This window comes from Dehalococcoidia bacterium (genome assembly GCA_021295915.1).
Lineage (GTDB): Bacteria > Chloroflexota > Dehalococcoidia > Lucifugimonadales > UBA1123 > VXRN01.
Map to the genome: position 1 here is coordinate 10,312 of JAGWBK010000064.1, position 13,022 is coordinate 23,333.

Annotated in this window: 8 protein-coding genes; 6 read left to right on the plus strand and 2 right to left on the minus strand. The window is 61.9% G+C overall.

Annotated elements, in window-relative coordinates:
* Nucleotides 1-960: 960 nt before the first annotated feature.
* Nucleotides 961-1,161: a hypothetical protein gene (locus J4G14_14175; protein ID MCE2458936.1), complete on the plus strand. Its 201-nt coding sequence runs from the start codon at nucleotides 961-963 to the stop codon at nucleotides 1,159-1,161.
* Nucleotides 1,162-1,882: 721 nt separating this feature from the next.
* Here J4G14_14175 and J4G14_14180 read toward each other — a convergent pair.
* Nucleotides 1,883-2,296 carry a GIY-YIG nuclease family protein gene (locus tag J4G14_14180; protein ID MCE2458937.1) on the minus strand — a complete coding sequence of 138 codons (414 nt, stop codon included), beginning with the start codon at nucleotides 2,294-2,296 and terminating at the stop codon, nucleotides 1,883-1,885.
* Between the two features lie 983 nt (nucleotides 2,297-3,279).
* Between J4G14_14180 and J4G14_14185 the strand changes: the two genes are divergently transcribed.
* On the plus strand, nucleotides 3,280-4,854 hold the full coding sequence (locus J4G14_14185) for a D-aminoacylase (GenBank protein ID MCE2458938.1): 1,575 nt from the start codon (nucleotides 3,280-3,282) through the stop codon (nucleotides 4,852-4,854).
* 41 nt (nucleotides 4,855-4,895) lie between these two features.
* Here J4G14_14185 and J4G14_14190 read toward each other — a convergent pair whose 3' ends face one another.
* Nucleotides 4,896-5,228: a toxin-antitoxin system HicB family antitoxin gene (locus tag J4G14_14190; protein MCE2458939.1), complete on the minus strand. Its 333-nt coding sequence runs from the start codon at nucleotides 5,226-5,228 to the stop codon at nucleotides 4,896-4,898.
* A 372-nt stretch (nucleotides 5,229-5,600) separates the two neighbouring features.
* On the opposite strand from J4G14_14190, the gene J4G14_14195 reads away from it, so the two are divergent.
* The 4 genes from J4G14_14195 (at nucleotide 5,601) to J4G14_14210 (ending at nucleotide 12,606) form a co-directional block, all read left to right on the plus strand.
* Entirely contained in the window at nucleotides 5,601-7,898 is a 2,298-nt protein-coding gene (locus tag J4G14_14195; protein ID MCE2458940.1) for a hypothetical protein, read from the plus strand.
* Nucleotides 7,899-8,138: 240 nt separating this feature from the next.
* On the plus strand, nucleotides 8,139-11,813 hold the full coding sequence (locus tag J4G14_14200) for a hypothetical protein (GenBank protein ID MCE2458941.1): 3,675 nt from the start codon (nucleotides 8,139-8,141) through the stop codon (nucleotides 11,811-11,813).
* 218 nt (nucleotides 11,814-12,031) lie between these two features.
* Nucleotides 12,032-12,268, plus strand: coding sequence for a ribbon-helix-helix protein, CopG family (locus tag J4G14_14205; protein ID MCE2458942.1), 237 nt, complete (start codon nucleotides 12,032-12,034; stop codon nucleotides 12,266-12,268).
* A complete protein-coding gene (locus J4G14_14210) occupies nucleotides 12,262-12,606 on the plus strand; it encodes a type II toxin-antitoxin system PemK/MazF family toxin (protein MCE2458943.1) in 345 nt (114 codons plus the stop codon). The genes J4G14_14205 and J4G14_14210 overlap by 7 nt, the downstream gene beginning before the upstream one ends.
* Nucleotides 12,607-13,022: the final 416 nt, after the last annotated feature.

A 13,022-nucleotide genomic window follows, 5' to 3' on the forward strand; every position in this document is an offset into this window, starting at 1 on the left:
GCAGATGGGACGTCCAATGGAGTCTCGGAGGAAGTCCATGGGACCGGTTTGCGGGCCGGAATCTGCCCGGTCCGATCGACATCTACGAGCACGTGTTCCCAGATCGCGCACCAGTCGCAAACATACTGGCCTGCGAGGGAGACCCCTGGTGAGGCCGGGAGCATCGAATGAGTGAGTCTCGGGAGCAGTGGGAGAAGATCCGGGAGATGGCTGGACTCGTCGAGTCCGCCTGACTGTTCTCGCTTTCCTGGCTGTCTCAGGGATCGCTCTTCAGGTGTTGGTGTGGTGGTACAAAGTTCATGCGGTGAGGGAGGAGTGGGCTGCTGCGGCAGTTCAGGTTTGGCCCTTCGCCATCGGCATCTGGATCCTGGCCGTGGGCCTGCTTTTGGGACTCCTACGGATGCGGCTGAAAGGCTCTTCAGAACGAGGCCTCAGGTGAGGTCAAGGCCGGCTCTACTTGACATAAGATAACTAGTGCGAACCAACGGGCGGATTGCGAATTCCGCACTGAGGGATTGACCACAGATCGAAGCTGCTGCAGTGCAGGTATTCCGTCCGCTGAAGTGGGCTTGCGGGTCTTTCCCAACCATCGGCACGCGTCCGCCAGCCTGACGGATTCCGCAACCGCCAGAGACTATTTCCAGGCCGCCGCGGCTGGGCCTGTACACCCACCCGGCCTGACCTGAGAGGGTGATTTCGGCTGCTCTGATTCCCGGTGTGGGGTGTTTCCCACCAGGTGGCGAGATGCGGCGATTTCGACGCCTGTTGGGCCCCGTGAAGTGAGTGACCGATCCGGTCAGTCACCTTAGTCAGAGGTATCAGAAAGGAAGACCGGACGGCGTTCGTCCCCTATGCGAACACTCTCCCTTTCCAGAGATTGCCGTCCGGCTCTCTGTCAAGTATATCAGCGCCGGCCAGCCAGACATCTGTTCCAGCTCGTGAGTTATAGTCACGGAGCCATTGGGACGGACTCAGGACCGTAACTCCCAGCGGTTCATGGGTGAGGCGGGAACACTGGGGATACTCGCAATAGAGTACCCACGTAAGCAGATACTTTCGATTGGGGAGATACTGCAGGATAAACGATTCCTGACGCCAACGGCTGTCGGAGGGCATAAAATTCAGCCGCGAATCGCAGGCATTTCCGCAGTTGGAGTGTAGAGGGTAGACGACTTGAACGATCTTGTCATCGACAATGCCGAACTGATTCTGAAGGCCTTCCTTGTCGTTTGTATCGCAATCATCGTTTACGGCCTTTTGCGACGCTTCTTAAAGAATCGCTTCTAGTGACTATCAATTCCCTAGCTGCGAATTCGTTAGGCAGGAGGGGAGGAACACCTGATAGGACAGACTACACTGGAGAGGCTTAGGGAAGTGTTCCCATCGGAGTACATCGGAACCAGCACTACTGACCATAGATTCCAGTTTGGCCCAGGGGCCATGATTTATGTGCGTAGAAGCAATCACAACATCGCGAGGATTGAGGTCAATTGGTCTAATTTCATGTCAGCCTTTCCCAACCGAGGTAGAGCTATTCGCAAAGTTATCAACGACCCTGACCTCGGCGTTCGACCTTACGTGACTCAGACCAAGGTTGAATGTTTGTTCGGGCCACACAGCATAGACAGGCTGATTGAGGCATTGTCAGCAGGCCCCTAGCGCTTATTCCGTAATCATATCCATGGGAGGCATCGGCGACGGCCCACCGGTCTCCAGACATACTCGCCAACCCCGGGGAGGTGCGAAATGGCCACAACCATGTCCGCGGGTGAGTTCAATCTTCCCGATCCGCCCAGGGCCCAGGGCGCACTATGCAGTCCACTTAGCGCGATCGGCGTGGGATCAGCATACCGGGCACCTGTCCGTCACCTGCGGACTGTCGCTAACCCCGGCCTCGATGATGGTGCTGGCCGTCAGACGTTCTGTTGAGCCTCGGCAGCTTCCCCGTCCTGCGCCTGTAACCCTGGATCTTCTTTGCCTCCAGTCGCTGGGCTGCCTCCCGGGACATTGGCCTGGACTCCACCACCAACTCGCCTCCGCGGGTCAGCCTGCCGTCTCTCGTGTGCTCCGCGGCCCGGCGCTCAGGGTTGTTGGTAGAGCCGATGTAGGTGCGCTTTCCACTGGAGTTGTAGATCGAGTAGGCGACCACACCCCTCGCGGAAGACCGGGAGCTTCCCGCACGTCTTGCCGATCGCGACCGCGACCGCGATCGACCACTACTCCTGCCGCCAGTGCGTGACCTGCCACCGAATGAACGGCGGCCTCCGAAGCCGCCGTGATATCCTCTCCCGGGCATTGTGAAAACTCCTAGAAGACCAGTCCTGAATTCAGGGAAGTCTACCACGAGCAATTCCCAGCCTGTGGTAGAGTGGCCGCAAGTCAGCCGCCGCTCACACCGCAGAGGGGTTGACCGGATGAGGATAGGAATCAGGTTGCGCAAGCGCAGAAGGCTAAGGACCCGCAGTTACGATCTCTACACCTGAGACAAGCTCCCCGTCCCACGCGGCATCGACTCCAACTCCGTAAACCTCACCTGCCTGAATCCTCTCCGCCACACCGACGAAACCAAGTGGGGACCGGAGATCCCAGGGGCATATCCTACGACGATACACGGACAGTCTCTGGCATGAGGCCGGAATGGCTGGACTTAATAGCGGTCCGCTGTCCCAGGGCGATGTCACCGTGCAGACACCATCGTCAAGTTGCTCCCCAGCCAGCGACTCGCACACGCCGGCGACCGGGAATCAACTCAGCATGACTGCTACTCTCGCCATGGTCGAAGCTCCAGATATTGGCCAAGGTCCTGATGAAGAGAGGTCCCATTCTCGCCGCACGGCCCATAGTGGGAAATCCCCACTCCCTCACAATCGTCTCTCAAGGCGAACAGATGGGTCTTCAATCATGCTGGAGACCTCCTAGAACATCTGATCGAGGAGATATGGTGAAATATACACTCTACCAATTTGTTTGTCAAAACAAGTATCTAAGTATGTATCCTGCAAGAATCTGTCCACAGTGGACCAGTGAGGCGATATCTGACGGCCTTTCGATGCTCCGTCTGCAGTAGGGATCTGAGGCAATTTGGTAGGTGAGCCTAAGTCGACCATCACACGGAGCGCGGGCGTCTCGCCCGCATGTCCCGTAGGGGCGGTTCGCGTACCGCCCCTACATCGATTACCTTCCAAGCTGACACAGGCTCCGGCAGTAGGCCGCCTCTTGCAGAGCCCACCCGCCAAGTCTGGTAAAGTCTGACCAAACTACCGGAGGCCGACTCTTCCCATGCTAGACCTTCTCATTACCGGCGGACTCGTTATCGACGGAACGGCCAGCCCGGGTTTCCACGCCGCTGTCGGCGTCCAGGGCGATACCGTCTCCATTCACCGAGGAGACGTGTCCGGCCTCGAGGCGGAGCGAACCATCGCCGTCGGCGGGCGTGTCGTCTGCCCAGGCTTCATCGACCTCCACTCCCACGCCGGACTGACCATGCTCGGTGAGCCGCACCACGATCCCAAGGTGCGCCAGGGCGTGACGACAGAGCTTGTCGGCATCGACGGCATCTCTCACGCTCCGTTCAAGACGCAGGAGGAGCTTCACCGCTACATCTGGCTCGACTCGGGACTCAACGGCTACCCGCCGATGCCCGCCGACTGGCTGACCGTCGCCGACTTCATAGGCAAGTTCGACGGCTCCGTCGCGATCAACGTCGCTTACATCCTCGGCAACTCGCCCGTGCGCATCTGGGGCGTCGGCTGGAACGACAGACCCGCGACACACGACGAGATGGCGAACATGAAGGCGGTCGTCCGCGAGGCGATGGAGGAGGGCGCGTGGGGCCTTTCCACCGGACTCGACTACCCGCCCGGCGCGTATGCCGATACCGACGAGCTTGTCGAGCTGTCCGAGGTCTCAGCCAGCATGGGCGGCTTCTACCACACCCACACCCGCGCCAGCCTGCTGTCGACCGGCCTGCTCGCGCCGTGGGAGGAGGCCCTGGAGATCGGCAGGCGCTCCGGCATACCCATTCATCTGACTCACTACCGGCAGAGCGCGCAGGGAGTCGGAAGCCACCACGACTATCTCGGACTCGTTGAGGACGCCCGCGCCGGCGGCATGGACGTCACCTTCGACTGCTACACGTACCCCTACTCCGGCACCACGATCACGATCGGGCTGCCGTTCTGGGCGAAGGACGGCGGACCTGAGAGGCTGATGGCCGCGCTGCGCGACCCCGCCGACCGTGCTCGGATGGCGAAGGAGCTGGCTCCGAGCAGGCTCGAAAACAACTGGCTGACCAACTTCACCCAGCCTCAGAACGCGCAGTACGACGGCCGCCTCATCACCGACATCGCCGAGATGCGCAACCAGGAGCCGGCTGAGGCGCTCTTCGACCTGCTGCTGGAGGAGAACCTGGGTATCTCGACCGTCGGACTGGGCACGAACGCACACACGCTGCACGCGTTCGTCTCGCACCCGGCGGGCATGATCGCGTCCGACGCCATCCTGTTCGGCGAGTACCCTAACCCGCGCACGTACGGCTGTTTCCCGATAGTGCTAGCAGAGTTCGTGAGGGCCGAGAAGCACCTGCGTCTCCCCGAGGCCATTCGCAAGATGACCTCGTTCCCGGCGCAGCGTCTCGGACTGCCCGACCGGGGCATCCTGAGAGACGGCTTCAGGGCCGACATCGTCGTGTTCAACCCCGACACGGTCAAGACCCACGCCAGGCACGGCGATCCCAAGCACTACCCCGTCGGCATCGACTACGTGATAGTCAACGGCCAGGTCGTCATCGATGACGGCGACAACACCGGCGCCCTCCCCGGCCGCGGCCTCCGCCGGGGGCGGGGCACGACCTAGCTGGAACCCACAGACGTCTGGGAAACAACCCCAAAGTCAGTTCAGGTGGAGTCGTGCGCTGCAAGTCGGGCACTTACGAGTCTGTTGAGACTCACGCCTTCCTCGGCGGCTCGAATGGCCAGAGCCCTGTGTACCTCTGAAGGTACCCTGACCACGAAGTTACCGCTGTAGCTCCGGTCGGCAATCGGCTTCGGAGGCGTCTCTCCAGTTGTCCGCATATCCTCCAGACAGTCAGACACAAGCTGTCGTATACCTGTGAACGCCTCGTCTGGAGAGGACGCAAGCCAGCTGAGCGACGGGAACTCGGTGCACAGCCCAATGTACTCCTCATCGTCAACAGACCATGTCACGCGGTATGTGTAGTGATCGCTCAACTCATGGCCTCCAGTTTTTCTATTGCCCTGATGACCTGCCGGAGCTGGTACACCTTGGCCATTCCTCTATCGTTCTGGATGTTAACCCTGGGATCGCCCGGCCATGGTGTCCGATAGACCCGATGGCTGGTTCCCCTCTGTCGAGGCTCTCCAAAGAATCTGTCACAGATTCTCGCGAGGTCATTGAATCTGATTCCTCGCGGATTGCTGCGAAGCCTGCCAATGATTTCTTCAACGTTGTCTACCACCACACTATAGTATCACTAATGATACTGACACAGGTACCGGCTCCGAGATTGTCCTAATGTCCCCCACCCCTCGTTGACTTGCCCTAACCGCCTACTACACAATTCACAAATGCGACCACCGAACGTGCTTGAGGCTCTTTCTTTCACTCACATGTCCAGCTTTAAGCTGGCTGTCTGGCTTCTGGCTGCGGCCTTTGTCGGGTTCGTTGTCGCGTGTGATAGCACCCCCACTGACGATGCCGAGGGGGAGGTTGGGGAACCGGTCGCAGTTGCCGTAGCCCCTGAACCTCAGATTGGCTCTCCCGACGCTCCTGGAAGCTCCAGAGAGGCCCGCACTGAGCACACTGCAACGCTCATGCCGGACGGCACCATACTCACCGTTGCGGGCACCGGCGAAGACGACGAGCTAACCTCCGCCGAGTACTACGACCCTACGACCGGCCTGTGGACCCTCGTCGGCCCGATCTCGACGGCCCGCGCGGGTCACACCGCGACGCTGCTGCGCGACGGCAGGGTGCTTATAGCTGGCGGTGGGGGTATCGGCAGCGTCACGGCTGCGACCGAACTCTACGACCCGGACACCGAGTCCTGGACAGACGCCGCGCCGCTCACGGTCCCGCGCATAGACCACACCGCGACGCTGCTGCTTGACGGTCGCGTACTTATCGTAGGCGGCTCCGACAAGTTCATTCCCACTCCTTCGACTGAGCTCTACGACCCTGCGACCGGAGCCTGGGCCAGCGGTCCCAACATGGCCGTCGCCAGGGCTGCCCACACCGCGACGCTGCTGCCCGACGGCAGGGTGCTCGTGACCGGAGGTAAGCAGGGACGTGACGCGGTCGCGTCCGTGGAGATCTACGATCCGGCCTCCAACTCGTGGACGAAGGCCTCTGCGATGTCCACTGCGCGCAGTGAGCATACCGCGACTCTTCTGCCTGACGGTCGCATCATGGTCATTGGAGGAAGGGACGGCAGCGCCGCCTACGACTCTACGGAGACATTCGATCCCCGCTTTCGTGGGGATGACGGGTCTGTGGGCGTCTGGACTCCCGGCGTGCCGATGCTTCAGTCCAGGGGCGGACACACCGCAACGCTTCTCACGGACGGCAGGATCATCGTGGTCGGAGGTGGTGGAGCGATTCCGCTCCACACCGTCGAGGTGTTCGACCCTGTTTACGATTCGTGGACGAAGACCGCCAACCTGCTGGCCCCGCGCAGGGGACACACTGCGACCCTTCTCCCGAACGGAAACGTGATTGTCGCGGGAGGAAAGGCGGGCCTGCTCTCGCCACTCACCCGTACTGAGCTGTACGTACCCGGCTCCGGGGCCTGGGCCGCCGCGGGTAGGACGCAGCGCCCCCGTTGGGGCCACGTTGCGGTGCTGATGGACTGTGACGACTCTGATCCGTGCGCCGAAACGGGCACGCCCATCCTACTGGGCGGCTACGACGCAAACGGCCGCAGCCTGAACACGGCGGAGTTCTTCGATGGGAGAATACGCAAGTGGCTTCGGACCGAGCCCATGACGGAGCTTCGCTGGGGCCACGCCGTAGCTGTCCTGCCTGATGGCCGTATATCCGTCGCCGGAGGCCTGGGACATCTCTCCACCCCTCTGGCGAGCGCCGAGGTTTATGACCCCGATGGTCCCGTCTGGGACAGGTACGATGACATGGCCGACGCCCGGAGCAGGCACACACTCACACTGCTGGAGCCTGCGCCCGCGAAAGCGGGTGGCAGCCTCATGGCCGTCGGTGGATGGGACGGCTCCAACGCGCTGTCGAGCGTCGAGGTCCTCGACACGCTCAGCGGTCGGTGGACTCCCGCGGCGCCGATGCAGACTCCACGCTGGGGCCACACCGCCACTTTGCTCGACGATGGCAGGCTGCTAGTTGCGGGCGGCGTGAGCCGCGATGACCGCAGCGTGAGTTCAGCTGAAATCTACGATCCCGCGACCGGTGCGTGGACCGGCGCCGGCGACCTCGTCGAAGCGAGGGACGGCCACGTCGCCGTCATCCTGTCGGACGGCAGGGTGCTGATGGTCGGCGGATACGGCGTCGACGGTGTGCCGATCGCCTCTTCTGAGATATTCGATCCTTCGACAGGGACGTGGTCCCGTGCGGGGCAGATGGCCGAGTCGAGGGCTGCGCATACCGCCACGCTGCTGCCCGACGGACGGGTGCTCGTCGTCGGCGGTACCAGGGATGGCATTTCGCCTCTCGGGACCGCCGAGCTGTTCAGCCCTCGCGATGCCACATGGAGACCCGGCGGAGCGATTCGCGACGCAAGATGGGGCCACAGCGCCCTGCTGATGGACGACGGCACAGTCCAGATAGCCGGCGGATTCGGCTTCAACGCGCTCCACACAGTCGAGAGGTACACACCCGTGAACGGAGGCTGGTACTCCGGAGAACGACTTTCATGACATCCTATCCTCCATGCAGTGACGGTAGGGGCGGGACCCCCTCCGCCGCTACACAGACAGGAACTGACCGCTGGGTGAATATGTTGAAACAGCGACTCCCCCTCATCCTAACCTTCTCCCGCCAGGGGAGAAGGGACTACATCCCCCTACACAGACTGGAACTGACCCCTGACCACAGACTCTGACAATCTGACTACCGGTCACCTCGTCCTCCGGCGCCTTCGCACAGACTGGCGCCTCATGGTCAGCATCTTTCTGGGCATCATGATCGCTACGCTGCTGATGTCGGCAGCCCCTGTCTATCTCGACGCCCTCGAACGTCAGGGCATCGAAAGCGCCGTGGAGTCCTCGCTCGCCCGCGACGGCGAGACCTACTTCACCATCACAACCCGATCCAACTTCATTCCGCTGGAGGTGCCCGAGATAGAGCGCACTGGCACGGCCCTCGACCAGGCAATCGAGGCCAGCGTCGCACCTGTCCACACCGGCACCGAACGCCACCTGCGAACACCGTTCTACTCTGTAATTCCTCCGGACAAGCTTGTGGCTGATCCATTGGATTTAGGGGCGGGTTTCGAACTCGCCTCTACGGACGACGAAGACGAGCTTGAAGAAGGCGAAGAAGCCCCGCCGCGTCAGCCCGTCGAGGGACTCATCCAGTCGTTCACCGGACTGAACGAGCACATCACGATAATCGAGGGCAGACTCGCCGAAGACACCGCGCTCCGCGGCACCCAGGGGCCGATGGTCGAGGTGCTGATGAGCACTTCGACAGCCGGTGCATTCGGCGGCCTCGTCCCCGGCGACGTTCTCATCGTCGCGCCATCTCAGGACTCGCCCGTCAAGGTGTCGGCCAGGATTGCCGGCCTGATCGCCCCGACAGACCCCGACGACCCCTTCTGGCAGAACGACGCCGAGTCGTTCATGTTCCCCAGGATTCCGAGTCCGGAGGGCGAGATAACGCCCAACTCGCCGCCTGCGCTCGGCATGTTCGTCAGCCAGCCGGTGCTGGCCGGAACGGTGGGTACGGCCTTCCCCGGAGCGGCGGTCAACTCCACCTGGTACAGCGGAGTCGATGCGACGGTCCTGAGGGGATGGTCCAAGGCCGAGATGCGCGCGCGAACGGACCAGCTCGGCGAGGAGCTGTCCATCCTGCTGCCGGGGTCGTTCGCCTTCAGCGGCATCGACATCATGCTCGCCCGGTTCGGACGACAGAGCTTCCTCTCCAGCGTTCCGCTGCTCCTGATGCTCACCGTGCTGGGCGTGGCCGTCCTCTACTTCCTGTTCATGATCGTCTCGTATCTCGTGCCGAACCGCGAGAGCGATGTCGCGCTGTTCAGGAGTCGAGGCACCAGCACCTGGCGCCTCCTAAGGCTGTACCTCGGCGAGGGTGCAGTCCTGACCCTGGTCGCGGCCGCGATCGCGCCGTTCCTCGCCCTGCTCGTGGTGTGGCTCGCCGGACTGCTCCCCTACTTCGACCACATAACCGACGGCAGACCGCTGCCCGTGCACCCGAACTGGATACCGTTCGCGGCTGCGGGCATCGCCGGACTGCTCTGCCTGGTCATCTTCGTGGTGCCGGGAGTACTCGGGGCGCGGGCCGGACTGATCATCCACAGGCTCAGGGCCTCCCGACCCCCGTCAATGCCCTTGGTGCAGAGGTTCTACATAGACATAGGCTTCCTAGTGGTCGGCGGCATCCTGTTCTGGGAGCTTCAGGCGCGCGGTGAGCTAGTCTCAGGCAGCCTGTTCGGCGAGCAGGACGTCAACGAGGCGCTGCTGGTCGCCCCGGTGCTCTTCCTCATGGCGGTCGGGCTGATGTTCTTCCGCGTGTTCCCCATGTTCATACGCTACGTCAGTGGCGAGTCGCTGGGACTTGTGCATCTCGCGACGCTGATCACGCTTCCCCTGCTGACCGGGGCCATCGCTTTCGACTACGTCCGCGTGGACGACTTCACAGGCTGGCTGCCGCAGGGAGTTGCGATAGGAGTCTTCGCCGCCGCCTACTGGCTCTCCGCCAGGTCTTTGCAAAGCAGCCGGCTGGCACTCGTCTTCTGGATGGCCGTGCAGATCGGCGCGGTCGCATGGTTCACGTACCAGTCCCCTCCGCACCCGGACCAGTCGACGTTCGTATTCGCCGGTTCGATAGCCCTGCTTTGCCTGGTGCCAGCGCAGCTGCTGTTCCAACTGCTGGCCGAGTTTGCCCGCCGGGCGCCCGTCTGGGTCTCGATGAGCATGTGGCACATGGCCCGCAACCCGCTCCAGTACTCGTGGCTGGTGCTGCTGCTGGTGCTGGCCGGAGGCATCGGGGTGCTGGCCACAACCGTCGGAGCAACACTCGACAGGAGCTACGAGGAGAGGGTCAGGTACAACGTAGGCTCCGACATACGGGTGATCGATCTGGACTCCTATCTCGGTCGCAGGGACGGGCGTGTGGAAGAGAACTTCGGCTCCATCCCCGGCGTGCAGGTCGTCTCCCCGGCGCACCGTGCCACAGGAAAGATCGGGGCCGCATCGATCGGCTCCGGGTTCAGCTTCCTCGCGGTGGACGCCGACACCTTCGACGCCTGGTACCGTCCGGACTTCTCCGAGAAGTCCCTGCCGGAGGTACTGGCCACGCTCAAGCTGGAAGAACCCTTGCGGACGATCGAGCTGCCCGAAGGCTCCCACACCATCCAGATGTGGGTCAACCCTGAGACCTTCTACCCGCTGATCTTCCTCTGGTTAGTCCTTGAGGACGCTAACGGAAAGACTGATACCGTGACGTTCGGTCAGATGCCGGACCCCGGCTGGCACATGGTGGACGCCGTCATTCCCACCGACCTGGTCCACCCGATCAAGGTGGTCTCCATCCAGATCAACGAGCCTGGTTTTGGCGCGACTGCCACCGCCGGATCTGCCACCTTCGACGACCTTCAGGCGGTCAGCGAGACCGGCGAGGTCACGCTCGTCGAGGGATTCGAAGGGGCGTTCGACTGGGTCACGCTGGCCACCAGCCAGCTCGGTGCGGACGAGGTCACCCAGATCTCCGACAACACCAACTCGGGCGTGGGAGCCGCCCACTTCAGGTTCGGCAAGGAGACCAACGTCGGCATCCGGGGCATCTATCGCGCCGGTGGACACGGCTTCATTCCCGCCATTGCCAGCCGCACGTTCTCGGCCAACACGGGAGCGGGCGTCAACAACGGCCTGCTGGTCAACCTCCCGGGCGGCGCCGTCCCGATGGTCGTCACCGACGTGGTCGACTACTTCCCGACGATGGACCCTGCTCGCGGCGGATTCCTCGTCTTCGACATGGACACCCTGCTCACCTACCTGGACGCATTGAACCCGGTTGGCGCCACCGCGATAAACGAGGTATTCATCGAGGCTGCCCCAGGCGCCGACGCGGAGGTACTCCAGGCCGTGTCCAGGATGGTCAGGGCTCGCGGCAGCGCGATCGGACTTGAAGACCAGCTCGCCGCTCAGGACATCGACCCGCTCATCTCCGCGGGATGGCGCACCATAGTGCTCGTCGCGCTGGGAGTGATCCTGTTCATCTCCGGGCTGGGATACGTTGTCTACCTGCTGGCGTTCGCCGAGCGCAGCATGGGCGAAATGGGCTCGCTCAGGTCACTCGGATTCAGCCGCATCCAGACGATAGGCCTGGTAGGACTGGAACACATGCTCGTCGCCCTGATTGGCCTGGGCATCGGAACCTGGGCCGGATTCCAGATGAGCCGCATGATGGTAGCGTCCGTAGCAGTAACCGACAGCGGAGGCCGCGTCCTGCCGCCGTTCATCCTGACGATCAACTGGCTGCTGATGGGGCCGCTCTACATCATCCTGCTCGCCATCTTCGCAGCCGCCCTCCTAACTTTTGGAGGCCGAGTTCTGAGCATAGACCTCCGCCGTCTCTCCCGCCTGGAGAACTAGCACACTCAGGTCCGACACACCCCGCCACCCGTCATTCTGGTGAAGGCGGGAATTCAGGGGAGTGTGGGCAGTGCGCGGTTCATCCACGAAGTACACGAAGGCGCACGAAATGTCTGAACTGTGATTCGTCGGATTTTGTGATTGCCCTGATGGTGGATGAGGCGAGGGTGAAACACCTTGACCTTGAAGCCTGGTATAACCAGAGTTATACTCGACTCATGAAGACAGCAGTATCCATACCAGATCCCGTGTTCCACGCCGCTGACTCCCTGGCACGTCGCCTCGGTATCTCCAGGAGCCAGCTATTCAAGGAAGCCTTGGAAGCATACATCAGCGAACACGATGGCGAGATGGTCCGTGAGGCATTGGATGACGTGTACTCAAACGAGTCCTCGGACCTTGACAGTGCCCTGGCCCAGCTTCAGTTGGCATCGCTGCCAGACGAGGATTGGTAATGCGCCGGGGTGACGTGTGGTGGGCATCGCTGCCACCTCTGTCCGGCTCTGGCCCAGGATTCAGAAGGCCTGTGGTGGTACTTCAAAGTGATCCTTTCAACCAGAGTCGGATAAGTACAGTTGTCGTCGCTGCCGTGACTACCAATCTGCGACTTGCCGAGGCCCCGGGAAATGTCCTGCTGGAACAAAGCGCCTCTGGACTGCCACGAGATTCCACGATCAACGTCTCTCAGATCCTCACCGTCGATAAGTCGTTTCTAACGGAGAGGGTTGGCGCATTGCCTGGAGATATTCTGACAAGAGTGGAGTCTGGTCTGAAGCTCGTGCTGGGACTGTAGACTGACCCGACCCGCCACCCCGTCAATCCCGCGAAAGCAGGAACCCACGAAGTGGCTCGCCGCTCGGCAATCCAGAGGAGTGTGGGGAGTGCCCGGGTCATCCACGAAGTACACGAAGGTGCACTGGATGTCTGAACTGTGATTCGTCGGATTCTTGTGATTGCCTTGATTTTGTTGCTAGGGGGTAGGTGAACCAAAAGGACGTCAGTACCCGGACTCTGGGTTCCGGCCTCCGCCGGAATGACGATTTGCGAATACCTACCCCTGTCAGCCCATCGAGGGAGAGGGGATGTCTTCGATGGAAGGTCAGTAGTGGTAGTCGTTGGGGTCGAAGTCCAGTGGTGGGGGATTGCCGTGGACTTCGCACTCAGGGTCTGGGCAGTCTTTGTATGACTCGGCGTAGACTGGGTTCTGGG